Origin of the sequence: Streptomyces sp. CC53, from assembly GCF_001865245.1 — a bacterium.
Taxonomy (GTDB): domain Bacteria; phylum Actinomycetota; class Actinomycetes; order Streptomycetales; family Streptomycetaceae; genus Streptomyces.
In genome coordinates this window covers 60,031-76,126 of sequence record NZ_MKXB01000105.1, presented here as the reverse complement: position 1 = coordinate 76,126, position 16,096 = coordinate 60,031, and the positions used below count along the sequence as shown (strand labels likewise).

Below are 16,096 nucleotides of genomic sequence, written 5' to 3'. Positions count from 1 at the left end.
GCCGGGCCGTCCGGGGGCATGTCCGACTTGCTGCCGGACGGCGCCGACCGGGGCCGGGCCGGTCTGCTCGCGGCCCGCCTCGCCGACTTCCGGTACGCCCGCCTCGCCGTGCGCGGCAGGCTGACCGGGCGCGGTGCCGGAGCCGTACGCAGGCGGAGCCGTCCCGCGTCCGCAGGGGAGGCGCGGGAGGCCGCACCGGTGGGCCGCTGATCCCGGCGGGCCCGCCGGTGCGCAACCGGTTCGACCGGCCCCGGCCGCCGGTCCCGGATCGGTCCGTCCGGTCCCGGATCGGGCCGGCGGCCCTTCCCCGGGGTGCCCGTACACGAGTGCGGCGCCGCCCGGCACCCCGCGAGGGGGCCGGGCGGCGCCGTGTCCACCGCCGGTGGAGGTCAGCCCCTGCGGGCCCCGTCACCGGCGTACTGCTGGTCCGGCGCCGGGACGCGCGCGTGCCGGCCGCGCCCGGCCGGGGCGGACAGCGCGCGGGCCTTCGCCCGGTGCTCCACCACCAGGACGGCGATCACGACCAGGGCGCCGACCGCGGCGAGCCCGAACGTCAGGGCCACCTCGCCGCTCGGGGCGAGCAGCGTGCGGTCCTCGTCCTGCCACGGCCACAGGGCCCGCAGGGAGCCCGCCATGAGACCGGTCATCACGACCAGCGTCATGTGGTGGTAGTTCTCCAGCAGCCACTTCAGCAGCTTCACGAACAGCGCCAGCCCGATCAGGCAGCCGATCGCGAACGCCCCGAGGTGGCCGAAGTCCCGCTCGTTGACGGCGTCGATCGTCGGCTCGTACAGGCCCAGCGTCAGCAGCAGGAAGGAGCCCGAGACCCCCGGCAGGACCAGGGCGCAGATCGCCACGGCGCCCGCGGCGGCAACGATCAGCGGGTGGGTGGGCACCTGCGCGGGCGGCAGCCCCGTCAGCACGAAGCTCCCCACGGCCACCGCGAGCCCCAGCACGTAGTCCAGCGGACGCCAGCGCCGACCGGAGCTGGAGTACGGCACGTACAGCGACGCCAGCACCAGGCCGAAGAACACCGCGTACGCGTACTGCGGGTGCTCCTTGATCAGCGGGGCGAGCAGCTTCGCGGCCAGCACCAGCGCCGCTCCCATGCCGATCAGCAGCGGGACGACGACCTGCCAGTCGACCTTCCCCGCCTCGGCGCGGGCCCTCGCCCCGCCCCTGCCACGGGGCAGGTCCGACGCGGCGATGCGCACGGCGCTCGTCAGGTGGCCCGCACCGCCGATGAGCTTCTCGTACACGCCCGTGATCAGGGCGACGGTGCCGCCGCTGATGCCCGGCACGGCCTCGGCAGCCCCGATGAGGGAGCCGCGGAACATGTTGAAGAGATGGGGGCCGGCCAGCTTAGCCATGGTCTCCCGGTTTCGTAGCGGGACGGCGCCAGCGCGGACCGTCCTGGAGGCGGGTGGAGGGTGACAACCATCCTAGGAGGTCCACCTGTCGGCGCTCCCGGCCCCGGTGCGCGGACCGCCCGGCTCCGCAGCCAAGCCCGGCCGTCCGCGCACCGGGGCACTCGCCCGGCTCCCGCCCACGGGGTGCCTGCTCCTCCCGTCCGCCCGCTGGGCACCTGCTCCTGCGCCCGCCCACCGGGCACCCGCTGCTCCCGTCCGCCCACTGGGCGCACCTGCTCCTCCCGGCGGTCGCGGCCGGGCGCCCCCTGCCTTCACCGGGCGCCCCCTGCCGGCGGGGCCGCACCGGGTCGCCCGCCCGCTCCGGTGGCGGTCACGGGCGCCCGCTTGTCGTCGCGGCTGTTCACCCCGGCGCCCGTCCGCCCCCGCGCGCGGCTGTCACCCCCAGCGCCTGTCCGCGCGCACGAGGCCGTCACCCGGCGCCCGTTCGCCCCCGCGCGGCCGTTCCGGGAGCCCGCCCGCTACCGCCGCACGCGACGGTACGGAGGACCGCCCGGCCGGTGCGGCCGGGGCGGCCCCGACGTGCGGCCGGCAGTGGCCGGCACCGGTCAGAAGCCCCTCGTCCGCTTCGCCGCCCGGCGCGACGCCGCCGAGCCCGGCGCACGCAGGAACATCCGCGCCAGCTCACCGCCCAGGTTCACGCCGATCGCGATGGCCAGCGCCAGCGCGGCCGCCCGCGCCAGCGACGCGAAGCCCGCGTCGATACGGTTCTGCGCGATGTTCAGCACCCCGTAGTACGTCGCCGAACCGGGCAGCAGCGGACCGATCGCCGCCGTCACGTACGGCAGCGACGACGTGTGCTCGTACCGCGCCGTCAGCTGCCCGAAGAGACCCACCAGCCCGGCCGCCACCGCCGTCGCCAGCACCGCCGACCCGTTCGCCGTCACCGCTATCGCTGCGAACACCACCCACGCCACCGCCCCGTTCAGCATCGCGAACAGCACCGTGGACCGCTCCTGCTGGAGCAGCACCGCGAAGGTCAGCGACAGCACCATCGCCGCCGCGATCTGCACCCCCGGCCGCTCCACCGGCGCGACCGTGCCCTCCGGGTTCAGCTTCGCGCCGAGCTGCACCCCCACGTACAGCGCCGTCAGCACGCCCACCACGATCGCGACGAAGAAGTACGCGACCTCCAGCAGCCGCGCCGACGCCGTGATGTAGAAGCCCGTCAGTCCGTCCTGCACCGCCGCCACCAGGGCCCGCCCCGGGATCAGCGCGAACAGCCCACCGGTGATCACCGCCGACGGCCGCAGGTCCCAGTGCAGCAGGCTCACCGTCACACCCAGCGCCGCGGGCGGCACCGCCGCGACCGCGAACTGGTAGAACTCCGGCAGGCCGCGCCCCGCCGCCAGCCAGGCCAGCCGGTCGCCCAGCATCGCCCCGGCCGCCGCGATCAGGAACACCCACAGACCGCCGCCCAGCAGCACCGAGGCCGCCCCGGCCAGGCCGCCCGCAGCGGTCGTCAGCGCCCACCCGGGGTACGGGTGCCGGTTGCGCCGTATCAGCGCGAGCCGCCGGTACGCCTCCTCCAGCGTCACGTCGTGATCGGTCGCGCTGATGTCCGCGACCAGCTGGTAGACGGCGGTCAGCCGCGTGTAGTCCGTGCCCCGCCGCCGCACCGTCCGGCTGGCCGTCACCGGGTCGTCCACCAGCGACGGCTGGTGCGTCACCGACAGCAGCGTGAACGTCACCGTGGGCTCGCAGCGGTCCAGGCCGTACGCCTGGCAGATCGCGAACATCGCCGCCTCGACGTCCTCCGCGCCCTCACCGCCGGCCAGCAGCAGCTCACCGATGCGCAGCGTCAGGTCCAGCACCCGCGGCACCGCCGGGCCGCTGCCCTCCTCCTGCCGCTGGATCGCCTCGGGCACCGGCCGGTCGCCCACCGGCATCCGCAGCATCGTGCGCATCCGGTCCTGCCACGGCGCGTCCTTCGACAGCCGCACCGCGGGCCCGCCCTGCGCCGGCGTGTACGCCGGATGGGCCAGGCGCGCGTCGAACGTGGCGGTCGTCCAGGTCGACGGCGGCGCGAACGCCGACCCCTCCTGCTCGTCCGCGTGCTCGGTCAGCCCCTCCAGACCCTCCGGGAGGGCGAACTCCGACGTCGGGTGATCGTCCTCGGAAAGCCCGGGGGCCTGCACCCCGGCAGGCGGAGTGAAGGCGCTGTGCGCCTCGTCCGACTGCGGCTTGCGGTCCTCCTCGTCACCGTGCGGCTGCTCCGCCACCACTCGCGCCCTGCCCTCACTTCCGCTGCCCGTCCGTTCGCCCCCGTCCCCCTCGTATGCCCCCCGCCCCGCCCAGTATGGGCACGGAACCACGACACAACGCGAGGCGGGCGGCGCACCTCACAGGTGCACCGCCCGCCACACGGACCAAGAGGGCCTGCTCAGTGAGCGCCGCCCTGCGCCGCCAGGCGCTTCACGGACGCCTCGATCTCGGCCTCCGCCTCGGCGCGGCCCACCCAGTTCGCGCCCTCGACGGACTTGCCGGGCTCCAGGTCCTTGTAGACCTCGAAGAAGTGCTGGATCTCCAGACGGTCGAACTCCGGCACGTTGTGGATGTCCTGCAGGTGGTCCATCCGCGGGTCGCCCGCCGGGACGCACAGCAGCTTGTCGTCGCCGCCGGCCTCGTCCGTCATGCGGAACATGCCGATGGCGCGGCACTTCACCAGCACGCCGGGGAAGGTCGGCTCGTCGAGGATGACCAGCGCGTCCAGCGGGTCGCCGTCCTCACCCAGGGTGCCCTCGACGAAGCCGTAGTCGGCCGGGTAGACCGTCGACGTGAACAGGTGGCGGTCGAGACGGATACGACCGGTCTCGTGGTCCACCTCGTACTTGTTCCGCGAACCCTTCGGAATCTCGATGCAGACGTCGAACTCCACGGGTGGCTCCTCCAAGGATCAGCACAGTGTCGGGTGACTGGACGGACGCGACCCGGCGCCGAAGGCTCCGGCAGGTCGTGATCGCGGCCCAGCTCGGTGGTTAAGTGTCCCTCACGCCACCACGTGCTCGCGAAAGGGGCTGGTCAGCCGTGCCGGAGCGGAAGGTCCTGCGTCTGACGGCGGTCTCCGCCGTCCTCGGACTGGTCCTGGCCGCCACGGCGGCCGGACTGGCCGGGCCCTGGGACGGGGGCCAGCGTACGGCCGAGCGGCTCCGCGCGGCCGCCCCCGGCCGCACAGGTGGCGCACATCACGGGCCCGGCACACCCGCCCCGGCGCCCGCGCCCACCCGGCCCGCGCCGAAGCCCGCCCCCAGCGCGCCCCCGGTCCTCACCGCCCTCACGGCCCCCGCCGCACCCGCAGCGACGGCCCCGCCCGGCGCGACCGCCACGACCGAAGCCGGTCTCGCCGCCGCGCTCGGCCCGCTGCTGCGCGACCCGGGCCTCGGCCCCCTGCGCACCGCCTCCGTCGTCGACGCGACCACCGGCCGCCCGCTGTACGGCAGCGGCGACACCACCCCCATGACCCCCGCTTCCACCGTCAAGCTCGCCACCGCCGCAGCCGCGCTCTCCGCCCTCGGACCCGGCCACCGGCTCACCACCACCGTCACCGCAGACCCGGCCGACCCCCGGCGCCTCACCCTGGTAGGCGGCGGCGACCCCACCCTGGACCGCTCCCGCCTCGCGGTCCTGGCCCGCGACACCGCCCGCGCCCTGCGCACCGCACCCCCGGACGGCGCGAAGGCCCCCCGGCCCGCCGCCCTCACCTACGACACCTCCCTCTTCACCGGCCCCGCCCGCCACCCCATCGGCGTCAACCCGAACCTGGCCCCCGTCACCGCGCTCATGACCGACGCGGCCCGCCTCGACGGCTCCGCCCACGGCCCCGCCCCCCGCTCCACCGACCCCGCCGGCGACACCGCCCGCGCCTTCGCCGCGCTACTGCGCGCCGAAGGCGTCGCCCTGACCGGCGTCCCCAAGGCCGCCCGCAGCCCCCAGGGCGCCACCGTCCTCGCCCGCACCCGCTCCGCGCCGCTCTCCGCCCTCGTCGAACGCACCCTCACCCACAGCGACAACGACCTCGCGGAGGCTCTCGCCCGGCACACCGCCCGCACCACGGGCCACCCCGCCACCTTCAGCGGCGCCGGCGCCGCCGTACGCGCCGAACTGGCCCGGCTCGGCATTCCCCTCGACGGCGCCCGCATCACCGACGGCAGCGGCCTGGACCGCCGCACCCGCCTCTCCGCCCGCCTCCTCACCACCCTCCTCGTCCGCGCCGCCGACCCCGGCCGCCCAGCCCTGCGCCCGGTCCTCACCGGTCTCCCCGTCGGAGGCTTCAGCGGCACCCTCAAGGAGCGCTACGGCCCCGACTCGCCCGGCGCCGGCCTCGTCCGCGCCAAGACCGGCACCCTGACCGGCGTCAACGCGCTCTCCGGCCTCGCCGCCACTCCGGACGGCCGGCTCCTGGCCTTCGCCTTCCTCGCCTCCGACACCCCCTCCCCGTACGCCGCCCAGCCGGCCCTCGACGCCCTCGCCACCGCCCTGACCACATCCGCCACGCGCGCGTAGACCCCCACGAGCCGTACTCCGCCCGCCCTCGCGCCCTCACCGATGTGCCGCGGAGCACGTACGGTTGACGCATGACGAGCATCGGTGGTGCCGCTTCTTACGGGATGGTCGACTGGAACCTCGCCGTCGCGACCGCGACCCGCTTCGTACGCCCGGGGCCCGAGGTCAGCCGCGACGAAGCCCGCCAGGTCGTCGCGGAACTGCGACGCCACGCGAAGGCGTCCGAGGAGCACGTCCGCGGTTTCACCCGCATGATCCCCGAGGGCCACGAACCCGCGGACACCCCCGTCCTCGTCGTCGACCGCCCCGGCTGGATCCGCGCCAACGTCGCCGGCTTCCGGGAGCTCCTCAAACCCCTCCTCGACAAGATGGCCGAGCGCCGCTCCGGCACCGCCGGGGGCGCCGTCGCCGGAGCCGTCGGCGGCAAGGTCACCGGCGTCGAACTCGGCATGCTGCTGTCCTTCCTCGCCTCCCGCGTCCTCGGCCAGTACGAGACCTTCGCGCCCGGCACCGGCGAACTCCCGGCCGGACCGGACGGAGCGGGCCGACTCCTCCTGGTCGCGCCGAACATCGTCCACGTCGAGCGGGAGCTCGCCGTCGACCCCCACGACTTCCGCCTCTGGGTCAGCCTTCACGAGGAGACGCACCGCACCCAGTTCACCGGAGTGCCCTGGCTGCGGGACCACCTCCAGGGCGAGATCCAGTCCTTCCTCGGCGCCACCGACGTCGACCCGGCCACCGTGCTGGAGCGCCTCCGAGAGGCCGCCCAGGCGTTCACCGGAGCCCGCCCGGAAGACGACGGCCACGACGGCCGCTCCCTCGTCGACCTCGTCCAGAGCCCCGAGCAGCGCGAGATCCTCAGCCGGCTCACCGCGGTCATGTCGCTGCTGGAAGGCCACGCCGACTACGTGATGGACGGAGTGGGCCCCCAGGTCGTCCCGTCCGTGCTGGAGATCCGCGAGAAGTTCCAGCAGCGGCGCGCCCGCGGCGCCTCGCGCCTCGACCAGGCCCTGCGCAAGCTGCTCGGCCTGGACGCCAAGCTCCGCCAGTACCGCGACGGCGAGCGCTTCGTCCGCGCGGTCGTCGACGAGGTCGGCATGGACGGCTTCAACCGCGTCTGGACCTCGCCGAACACCCTGCCCACGAAGGCGGAGATCGCCCGCCCCGCGGACTGGATCGCCCGCGTGCACCGCCGCGCCGACTGACGGCGCCCCCGGGCCGCGGCGGACCGGTGTCCGGGCCGCCGCAACCGAACAGTACGACGCAGCAACCGAGCAGGATACGGAGGGCACAATTCCGGTCCAGGACCGCAGAAACGCCGCCCATCACCCATCCGAGGGACCGTGGGCGAGGGATAGGCGTGCGATCCTCGGGGAAACGGCCCTGTTCTGTCACCATCGACGCACTCTGCGTGACGGAGTGAGTGACCGAACCCCCCGTTCCGACCGTTAAGACTCCGACCGAGGCACCCCCCAACTCCACGAAGGGCACCGGACATGGGTCCCCATCCTGCGGTCGCGGCGATACGCCTGGCGGTTCGCCGCGTACTCCACGACGTCCTCTCCGAACACTCCGAGACCACCGGCGACGGCCGCCGTCCCCTCGTCCTCGTCGCCTGCTCCGGCGGCGCAGACTCCATGGCCCTCGCCTCCGCCCTCGCCTTCGAGGCCCGCAAGCTCGCCGTCCGCGCGGGCGGCATCACCGTCGACCACGGCCTCCAGTCCGGCTCCGACCTCCGCGCCGCCGAAGTCGCCTCCCGGCTCACCGCCCTGGGACTCGACCCCGTCGAGGCCCTCACCGTGACCGTCGGCCGCACGGGCGGCCCCGAAGCCGCCGCCCGCGACGCCCGCTACGCCGCACTCGACGAAGCGGCCGAACGGCACGGCGCCGCCGCCGTCCTCCTCGGCCACACCCGCGACGACCAGGCCGAGACCGTCCTCCTCGGCCTCGCCCGGGGCTCCGGCATCCGCTCCCTGTCCGGCATGGCCGCCGTCACCGGACCCGCCCGCCGCTACCGCCGCCCCTTCCTCCAGCTCGACCGGCAGACCGCCCGCACGGCGTGCCTCGCGCAGTCCCTCCCCGTCTGGGACGACCCCATGAACGCCGACCCCGCCTACACCCGGTCCCGTCTCCGGCACGAAGGGCTCCCCGCCCTGGAGAAGTCCCTCGGCAAAGGCGTCGTCGAAGCCCTTGCCCGCACCGCGCAGCTCTGCCGCGACGACGCCGACGCCCTCGACACCTGGGCCGCCCAGGCCGACGCGACCGTACGCGACGAAGCCGGCCGACTGGAATGCGCCAAGCTCCACGCCCTGCCCCCGGCCGTGCGCCGCCGGGTCCTGCGCCGCGCCGCCATCGCTGAAGGAGCCCCCGCCGGCTCCCTCTTCGCCCGGCACGTCGAGGAACTCGACCGGCTGATCACCGGCTGGCGGGGCCAGGGAGCCATCAATCTGCCCGGCCGCGTCGTCGCGCGCCGCCAGGGTGGCAGACTGGTCATCCGGCAAGGCTGACCGAAGGCCGCCGCAGGCCGCAACGAAAGTGACCCGGGTGAACCAGAACGACATGGGTGCCGACCTCGCGTCGGTGCTCATCACCAAGGAAGAGATCGACGCGAAGCTGGCCGAGCTGGCCGCCAAGATCGACGCCGAGTACGCCGGCAAGGACCTGCTCCTCGTCGGCGTCCTCAAGGGCGCCGTCATGGTGATGGCGGACCTGGCCCGCGCCCTGTCCACCCCTGTCACCATGGACTGGATGGCCGTCTCCTCGTACGGCGCCGGCACCCAGTCCTCCGGGGTCGTCCGCATCCTCAAGGACCTGGACACCGACATCAAGGGCAAGCACGTCCTGATCGTCGAGGACATCATCGACTCGGGACTGACCCTGTCCTGGCTGCTCTCCAACCTCGGCTCGCGCGAGCCGGCCTCCCTGGAGGTCTGCACCCTGCTGCGCAAGCCCGAGGCGGCCAAGGTCGCCATCGACGTGAAGTGGATCGGCTTCGACATCCCCAACGAGTTCGTCGTCGGCTACGGGCTCGACTACGCCGAGAAGTACCGCAACCTGCCGTTCGTCGGCACCCTCGCACCGCACGTCTACGGCGGCTGACACCGCGGTGCGGCACCCGCGCGGACCCCGTCCGCCCGCGGCCCCTCCGGCTGCGGGCGGCACGGGGAACCCTGACCCCTCCCCCGGCGTTGGACGAGGGGAAAGCAGCCATGACGGCCGCGCTGGGGTACCGTCCGAAGAACAGCTATCCCCCACACCAGTGCTGAACTGACAGCACCGCTTACTCTCACAGCAGCATTTACCTACGGGCAGGAGGGACGGGGCGGCACCGCTCCGTATGGATGGACGTGAAGCGATACTTCCGTGGGCCGGTCATGTGGATCGTGCTGGCCGTCCTCGCCGTGGTCGTGTTGATGCAGGTCGTCGGCTCGGGCACTGGCTACGAGACGGTGGACACCGGCAAGGTCGTCCAGGCGATCGACAGGAACCAGGTCGAGCAGGTCAAGCTGACCACCGGCGACGAACAAATGATCAAGGTCGACCTCAAGGACGGCCAGAAGATCGACGGCAAGGAGAAGGTCCAGGCCAGCTACATCGGAACCCAAGGCTCCGACCTGGCCGCCACACTGCAGCAGAAGTTCGAGGCAGGTGAGATCGACAAGGGCTACACGATCTCACCGACCAAGCAGAGCACCTTCGTCTCCGTCCTGCTGTCCTTGCTGCCGTTCGTCCTCATCGTGCTGGTCTTCCTGTTCCTGATGAACCAGATGCAGGGCGGCGGCTCCCGGGTCATGAACTTCGGGAAGTCCAAGGCCAAGCTGATCACCAAGGACACCCCCAAGACCACCTTCGCCGACGTCGCCGGCTCAGAAGAAGCCGTCGAGGAACTCCACGAGATCAAGGAGTTCCTCCAGGAACCCGCCAAGTTCCAGGCCGTCGGCGCCAAGATCCCCAAGGGCGTCCTGCTCTACGGCCCCCCCGGCACCGGCAAGACGCTCCTGGCCCGCGCCGTCGCAGGCGAAGCCGGCGTCCCCTTCTACTCGATCTCCGGCTCCGACTTCGTCGAGATGTTCGTCGGCGTCGGCGCCTCCCGTGTCCGCGACCTGTTCGAGCAGGCCAAGGCAAACGCCCCCGCCATCGTCTTCGTCGACGAGATCGACGCCGTCGGCCGCCACCGCGGCGCCGGCCTCGGCGGCGGCCACGACGAGCGCGAGCAGACCCTGAACCAGCTCCTCGTCGAGATGGACGGCTTCGACGTCAAGGGCGGCGTCATCCTCATCGCCGCCACCAACCGCCCCGACATCCTCGACCCGGCACTCCTGCGCCCCGGCCGGTTCGACCGCCAGATCGCCGTCGACCGCCCCGACATGCAGGGCCGCCTGGAGATCCTCAAGGTCCACCAGAAGGGCAAGCCCGTCGCGCCCGACGTCGACCTGGCCGCCGTCGCCCGCCGCACCCCCGGCTTCACCGGAGCCGACCTGAGCAACGTCCTCAACGAGGCCGCCCTGCTCACCGCGCGCAGCGACAAGAAGCTCATCGACAACCACATGCTCGACGAGGCGATCGACCGCGTGGTCGCAGGTCCGCAGAAGCGCACCCGCATCATGTCGGACAAGGAGAAGAAGATCACCGCCTACCACGAGGGCGGACACGCCCTCGTCGCCGCGGCCTCCCCCAACTCCGACCCCGTCCACAAGATCACCATCCTGTCCCGCGGCCGTGCCCTCGGCTACACGATGGTCCTCCCGGACGAGGACAAGTACTCGACCACCCGCAACGAGATGCTCGACCAGCTCGCCTACATGCTGGGCGGACGCGCCGCCGAGGAACTGGTCTTCCACGACCCGACCACCGGCGCCGCCAACGACATCGAGAAGGCCACCGCCACGGCCCGCGCGATGGTCACCCAGTACGGCATGACCGAGCGCCTCGGCGCGATCAAGTTCGGCGGCGACAACACCGAACCCTTCCTCGGTCGCGAGATGGCCCACCAGCGCGACTACTCGGAGGAAGTCGCCGCGCTGGTCGACGAAGAGGTCAAGAAGCTCATCGAGGCCGCCCACAACGAGGCCTGGGAGATCCTCGTCGAGAACCGCGACGTCCTCGACAACCTGGTCCTCGCCCTCCTGGAGAAGGAGACGCTGGGCAAGGAGGAGATCGCCGAGATCTTCGCCCCCATCGTGAAGCGCCCGCCGCGCCCGGCCTGGACCGGCTCCTCCCGGCGCACGCCCTCCACGCGTCCGCCGGTCCTCTCTCCGAAGGAACTGGCCCTCACCAACGGCGCCACCCCGTCGACCGCCACGGCCGCCTCGGCCACCGCGGTGGACACCACCAAGGCCGCCGAGCCGGCCCCCGAGGAGCGCCCCGAGGGCTGACCTCGCACCCGGCCCCGGAATGCATGCCGCGCCCCCCAGGTTCTAGCCTGTGGGGGCGCGGCATTTCCACTCCAGGCACTTCACGCAAGACGGAACGAGGCACACATGACCGACCCGGTGACACTGGACGGCGACGGCACGATCGGCGAGTACGACGAGAAGCGCGTCGAGAATGCCGTACGCGAACTCCTCATCGCGGTCGGAGAGGACCCCGATCGCGAGGGCCTGCGGGAAACGCCCGCGCGCGTGGCGCGGGCATATCGGGAGCTTTTCGCGGGGCTTTGGCAGAAGCCCGAGGAAGTTCTGACCACGACCTTTGATATCGGGCATGATGAAATGGTGCTCGTCAAGGATATTGACGTGACAGCGACATGTGAGCATCATCTCCTACCATTTCATGGCGTAGCTCATATTGGTTACATTCCCGCCGAATCGGGCAAAATCACAGGGCTGTCCAAGCTGGCCCGTCTGGTCGATGTCTTTGCCCGGCGGCCGCAGGTGCAGGAGCGGCTGACGACGCAGATCGCCGATTCCCTGATGGAGATCCTGGAAGCGCGCGGCGCCATCGTCGTGATCGAGGCCGAGCACATGTGCATGTCGCTGAGAGGCGTCCGCAAGCCGGGGGCGAAGACGACGACGTCCGCAGTGCGCGGACAGCTGCGGGATTCTACGACGCGCGCCGAGGCGATGTCTCTGATACTGGCCGGATAGGCAGGGAAAAGGGCAGCCTGCTGCCGGTGCCCCATATCGTCTTGATCAGTGGAGCGGATCGCTGGTCAAGGGGTGGTGCGATATGGGGTATGGGCTTACCAGCAAGCAATTGGTGAATCTCGTCGGTGGTTGCGCCCAGGCCAAGACGGTCACCGCAGGGCAGGCCCTGTGGACGCTGAATGGCATGCGGACCGTACCGACCACGGTGGTGGGCGTGGCGGCCGTCAAGGCCAGGGATGCCGTGGAGGTGGTGACGGGCAGGGCGGCCTTCCTCGCCGGCCCCGATCTCCTGCTCGCGACGCCTTACGGCTGGGTCACCGCTCGCGACGCCGCGGGGCTGCCCGTCGCGTGGACGCCGGCGCGGAAGCTGTGCCGGGAGCGGCTCACGATCACGTCGGGCTACGCGTTCGGCTATTTCGTCGGCGCCCTGTGTGCCGACGGGACGGTCGGCAAGAACTACATCTCCCTCATCGTGAACGAGGAGGATTTCGCCTCCCGCTTCGCGGCCGCTACGACGGCGTGTACGGGGCTGCCTGCGCGCTTGGAGAGCGTGACGCGGCCGTCGGGGTATCTCCAGCGCGACGTGCCCGGTTTCCGGGTCCGGGTGGTGTCTTCGTACCTGTCCGATCTGGTCAGGCAATATGTGGGCGGGGATCCGCATCATATGCGGCAGTATTTCCCCCGAGTGGTCCTGCGGGATTCCGAGACCTTCGCGGGTTTCATGGACGGCTACGTTGACGGCGACGGCTGTGAGGTCAAGCTGCCCTCAGGGGGGCGTGTCGTGGTGAGCGCCAATGTTCCGTTTCTCCGTGAATGGGCCGCGATCATCGGAGCCCGTTTCACGCCCAGCAAGGTGCGAGGGCGGGCTTCGCGGCTCTACATCTCCGACCGCTGGGCGAGCCGCGGCACCTTCGTGCCCGAGCAGCACCCGCTGCACCTGCATGAGTCCACCCGGGTACAGGTCCGAGAAGCACGGCCCCGCCCCTCTCCGGGGGCGAAGCCGTTCACCTTCTCCAGCTACCGGCCCGACCCGCACCCCGGCTTCCCGGCGAACGGGCGTTTGGTGCGGCAGCCCTGGTAGCGGGGGGCCTCACGCCCTTGTGGGCGAGGCGCCAGGGGGTTCGTCGTCCTCGGGGAGCCGGCAGACGCGCTCCAGGTAGAGGGCGGCCGCGATGACCGCGATGCCTGCGGCGACGGCCAGCCCGGCGTAGAGGGCCTGGTCGCGGCGGGCGGGGACATCCAGGAAGCCCAGCAGGAACACGCCCACGCCGCCGTACATGCCGCTGACCACGGCCGTGACCAGCGCGCTGGCCTGGCCGAAGACCACGGCGCGGGCCGCCATCAGGGGTTCCACGCCCTTCGCGCCGGGGCGGCGTTCGCGCTGGGCCTTCAGCCGGGCGCGCAGGGACAGCGCCGTGGCGAGGAGGACCGCGGCGATGGCTGCGAGGACGATCGGAGCGGCCAGGGGGACGCTCGGCAGGGTGCCGAGCGAGTCCCACAGGCGTGCGCCGCCCCAGGACAGGACGCCGGCCGCCAGGAACAGTCCGGCCAGTACCTTGACCCGCAGTTGCTTCACCGGTGTCCCTCGTGTCCGTTCCGTGCGGTGGTGTCGACGTGCTGTGGGGACAACGGTCAGTCGGGCAGTCGGAGTTCCAGGTCGCCGCGGGCGACCACGCCTGCCTCGCCCACGCCTGCCAGGAGGTCCGCGACCCGGCCGGCGCCGGGCAGGGTGGCGTCGGGCTCCACGTCGAGCCAGGGGCGCAGGACGAAGGCCCGTTCGCGGGCGCGCGGGTGCGGGAGCGTGAGGGCGGGGTCGTCGGAGGTCTCGTCGGCGTAGGCGACGATGTCGACGTCGATGGTCCGGGCGCCCCAGCGGTCGGTGCGGACCCGGTGGAAGGCTTCCTCCACGGCGTGGGCGCGCTCCAGGAGGGAGGAGGGGGGCAGGGTGGTCTTCACGATCACCACGGCGTTCAAGTAGGACGGCTGGGATCCCGGCTCGACGCCCCAGGGCTCGGTCTCGTAGACGGGGGAGACGGCTTTGACGCGGACGCCGGGGGTGTCCTCCAGGGCGTCGATGGCGCCCTGGAGGTTCTCCAGGCGGTTCCCGAGGTTGCCGCCGAGGGACAGGACGGCTCGCTTGGGATTGGAGAGCGTGGTGTCGGCCGCGTCGACCTGGGCGGTCACGGAGGCGGGGACCGGCTGGACCGTCGGGTCGCTGGGTGTGCGGTTCATGCGCGGCTCCGGGTGATCGTGATGGTGACGTCGTCGAAGGGGACGGTGATGGGGGCGTCCGGCTTGTGGACGCAGACCTCCACCTCCTTGACGCCGTCGTGCTTGAGGCACTGCTGGGCGATGCGTTCGGCGAGGGTCTCGATCAGGTCGACCGGTTCGCCCTGCACGACGTCGACGACCTCTTCGGCGACGATGCCGTAGTGCACGGTCTTCGCCAGGTCGTCGTCGGCGGCGGCGGGCCGGGTGTCGAGGCCCATGACCAGGTCCACGATGAACGTCTGGCCCTCTTCCCGCTCCCTGGGGTAGACGCCGTGGTGCCCGCGGGCCCTCAGGCCGCGCAGCGCGACACGATCCACACGAATCACTCCTGCTGTCGTAGGTCTGGCGGGCACTCGGCCGGGTGCGGACGGTTCGGGTGCCACGGTTCGAATCTACCTTCGGGTACTGACGCGGTCCGTACGCGGCCCCTGCCGGGGGCCCACATGGCTTCGCTTACCCACTCGGCGCGGTGGCATCGCGAGGTTCACACGGTGTCCTCGTCGTCTTCTTCGTCGTCGGATTCCGCGAGGACGGGTGATCCGTGGTGGGACCAGACCTTCCAGCCGTCCGGGGTGCGGCGGAAGACGTTGGTGGCGACGACGAGCTGGCCGACGAGGGGTCCGAGCTCGGCTCCGTCTTCGGCGGGGCCGCCGCTGAGGATGTTCTCGGTGCAGGTCACGACGGCGGTGTCGGCGGCGAGGGAGACGTGCACGTCGGTGAGGAAGAACTGGATGTACTCGGTGTTCGCCATGATCAGGGCGTAGGAGCGGAGGACCTCGCCGCGGCCGGAGAGTACGGGCCAGCCGGGGTGGACGCAGGAGACGTCGCCGTGGCCGTCGTCCAGCCAGAGGTCGGCGACCTTCTCGAAGTCGCCGCGTTCCACCGCGTCGTAGAAGGCGGTGTTGGCCAGCTCGACGGCTTCCGTGTCGGTGCGTGCCTCGCTCATGGGGTCGCGCCTTCGATGGCGCGGGCCACCCGGACGGCGTCGGCGGTCGCCCGTACGTCGTGTACCCGGACGGCCCAGGCGCCTTCGTGGGCGGCGATCGCGGAGACCGCGGCGGTGGCAGCGTCCCGCTCGCGTGCGGGGGGCGGGGTGTGGTCGTCGCCTCCTGCGAGGACGCGGCCCAGGAAGCGCTTGCGCGATGCGGCGACGAGGAGGGGGTGGCCGAGGGCGCGCAGGGCGTCGAGGCGGGCGAGGAGGGCCAGGTCGTGGTGGGCCTGTTTGGCGAAGCCGAGGCCGGGGTCGACGATGAGGTTCTCGGGGGCGATGCCGCCGGCGGTGACGGCTTCGAGCCGGGTCCGGAGTTCGCCGAGGACGTCGGTGACGACGTCGTCGTACACGGCGAGGCTGTTCATGTTCTCGCTGAAGCCGCGCCAGTGCATGACGACGAAGGGGACGCCGGTGGCGGCGACGGTGGCGATCATGTCGGGGTCGGCCTGGCCGCCGCTGACGTCGTTGACGAGTGCGGCGCCGGCTTCGACGGCCTTGTGGGCGACGCCGGCGCGCATGGTGTCGACGGAGAGGGTGACGCCTTCGGAGGCCAGGCCCCGTACGACGGGTACGACCCTGCGCAGCTCTTCCTCCTCGTCGACCCGGGTGGCGCCGGGGCGGGTGGACTCGCCGCCGACGTCGATGAGGTCGGCGCCCTGGGCGACGAGCTCCAGGCCGTGTTTGATGGCCGCGGTGGTGTCGAACCAGCGGCCGCCGTCGGAGAAGGAGTCGGGTGTCACGTTGACGACGCCCATGACCGCACAGCGGTCCCACTCCGGCAGGCCTGGGACTGTGCCCCGTGCACGCAGCGTACTCAT

General features: G+C 72.3%; 16 protein-coding genes. 8 read left to right on the top strand and 8 right to left on the bottom strand.

Features of this window, described 5'->3' with window-relative positions; genetic code table 11:
• The first annotated feature begins 18 nt into the window (after window positions 1–18).
• Window positions 19–210, top strand: coding sequence for a hypothetical protein (locus BJP40_RS36260; protein ID WP_371258620.1), 192 nt, complete (start codon window positions 19–21; stop codon window positions 208–210).
• Between the two features lie 179 nt (window positions 211–389).
• Here BJP40_RS36260 and BJP40_RS10045 read toward each other — a convergent pair whose 3' ends face one another.
• The 3 genes from BJP40_RS10045 to BJP40_RS10035 form a co-directional block, all read right to left on the bottom strand.
• Window positions 390–1,370: a DUF368 domain-containing protein gene (locus BJP40_RS10045; protein WP_071280065.1), complete on the bottom strand. Its 981-nt coding sequence runs from the start codon at window positions 1,368–1,370 to the stop codon at window positions 390–392.
• A gap of 605 nt (window positions 1,371–1,975) precedes the next feature.
• On the bottom strand, window positions 1,976–3,652 hold the full coding sequence (locus tag BJP40_RS10040; RefSeq protein ID WP_071280064.1) for a threonine/serine exporter ThrE family protein: 1,677 nt from the start codon (window positions 3,650–3,652) through the stop codon (window positions 1,976–1,978).
• 158 nt (window positions 3,653–3,810) lie between these two features.
• The gene (locus tag BJP40_RS10035) at window positions 3,811–4,305 is read right to left on the bottom strand and encodes an inorganic diphosphatase (protein ID WP_071274243.1); all 495 of its coding nucleotides are present in this window, start codon (window positions 4,303–4,305) and stop codon (window positions 3,811–3,813) included.
• 149 nt (window positions 4,306–4,454) lie between these two features.
• On the opposite strand from BJP40_RS10035, the gene dacB reads away from it, so the two are divergent.
• The 7 genes from dacB (at window position 4,455) to BJP40_RS10000 (ending at window position 13,097) form a co-directional block, all read left to right on the top strand.
• Window positions 4,455–5,930 carry a D-alanyl-D-alanine carboxypeptidase/D-alanyl-D-alanine-endopeptidase gene (dacB, locus tag BJP40_RS10030; RefSeq protein WP_071280063.1) on the top strand — a complete coding sequence of 492 codons (1,476 nt, stop codon included), beginning with the start codon at window positions 4,455–4,457 and terminating at the stop codon, window positions 5,928–5,930.
• A gap of 71 nt (window positions 5,931–6,001) precedes the next feature.
• The gene (locus tag BJP40_RS10025; RefSeq protein ID WP_071280062.1) at window positions 6,002–7,135 is read left to right on the top strand and encodes a zinc-dependent metalloprotease; all 1,134 of its coding nucleotides are present in this window, start codon (window positions 6,002–6,004) and stop codon (window positions 7,133–7,135) included.
• A gap of 291 nt (window positions 7,136–7,426) precedes the next feature.
• Window positions 7,427–8,437, top strand: a complete 1,011-nt coding sequence (gene tilS, locus BJP40_RS10020) for a tRNA lysidine(34) synthetase TilS (RefSeq protein WP_071280061.1) — start codon at window positions 7,427–7,429, stop codon at window positions 8,435–8,437.
• 52 nt (window positions 8,438–8,489) lie between these two features.
• The gene (gene hpt / locus BJP40_RS10015; RefSeq protein WP_071266204.1) at window positions 8,490–9,029 is read left to right on the top strand and encodes a hypoxanthine phosphoribosyltransferase; all 540 of its coding nucleotides are present in this window, start codon (window positions 8,490–8,492) and stop codon (window positions 9,027–9,029) included.
• Window positions 9,030–9,271: 242 nt separating this feature from the next.
• Window positions 9,272–11,305, top strand: a complete 2,034-nt coding sequence (gene ftsH, locus BJP40_RS10010) for an ATP-dependent zinc metalloprotease FtsH (RefSeq protein WP_071266190.1) — start codon at window positions 9,272–9,274, stop codon at window positions 11,303–11,305.
• Window positions 11,306–11,410: 105 nt separating this feature from the next.
• Entirely contained in the window at window positions 11,411–12,016 is a 606-nt protein-coding gene (gene folE, locus BJP40_RS10005; RefSeq protein WP_071266192.1) for a GTP cyclohydrolase I FolE, read from the top strand.
• A gap of 112 nt (window positions 12,017–12,128) precedes the next feature.
• Complete coding sequence (locus BJP40_RS10000) at window positions 12,129–13,097, top strand: hypothetical protein (protein WP_226962892.1); 969 nt, start codon at window positions 12,129–12,131, stop codon at window positions 13,095–13,097.
• 9 nt (window positions 13,098–13,106) lie between these two features.
• On the opposite strand, the gene BJP40_RS09995 is transcribed toward BJP40_RS10000, so the two are convergent.
• The 5 genes from BJP40_RS09995 to folP form a co-directional block, all read right to left on the bottom strand.
• Window positions 13,107–13,592 (bottom strand): DUF3180 domain-containing protein, encoded by a 486-nt coding sequence (locus tag BJP40_RS09995; protein ID WP_071266194.1) that lies wholly within the window; start codon window positions 13,590–13,592, stop codon window positions 13,107–13,109.
• A gap of 56 nt (window positions 13,593–13,648) precedes the next feature.
• On the bottom strand, window positions 13,649–14,248 hold the full coding sequence (gene folK, locus BJP40_RS09990) for a 2-amino-4-hydroxy-6-hydroxymethyldihydropteridine diphosphokinase (RefSeq protein WP_071266196.1): 600 nt from the start codon (window positions 14,246–14,248) through the stop codon (window positions 13,649–13,651).
• Window positions 14,245–14,604: a dihydroneopterin aldolase gene (gene folB / locus BJP40_RS09985; protein ID WP_071266198.1), complete on the bottom strand. Its 360-nt coding sequence runs from the start codon at window positions 14,602–14,604 to the stop codon at window positions 14,245–14,247. Before folB ends, folK begins: the two co-directional genes overlap by 4 nt.
• Before the next feature lie 167 nt (window positions 14,605–14,771).
• Window positions 14,772–15,233 carry a nuclear transport factor 2 family protein gene (locus BJP40_RS09980; protein WP_071280060.1) on the bottom strand — a complete coding sequence of 154 codons (462 nt, stop codon included), beginning with the start codon at window positions 15,231–15,233 and terminating at the stop codon, window positions 14,772–14,774.
• Window positions 15,230–16,096 carry a dihydropteroate synthase gene (gene folP, locus BJP40_RS09975; RefSeq protein WP_071280059.1) on the bottom strand — a complete coding sequence of 289 codons (867 nt, stop codon included), beginning with the start codon at window positions 16,094–16,096 and terminating at the stop codon, window positions 15,230–15,232. The genes BJP40_RS09980 and folP overlap by 4 nt, the downstream gene beginning before the upstream one ends.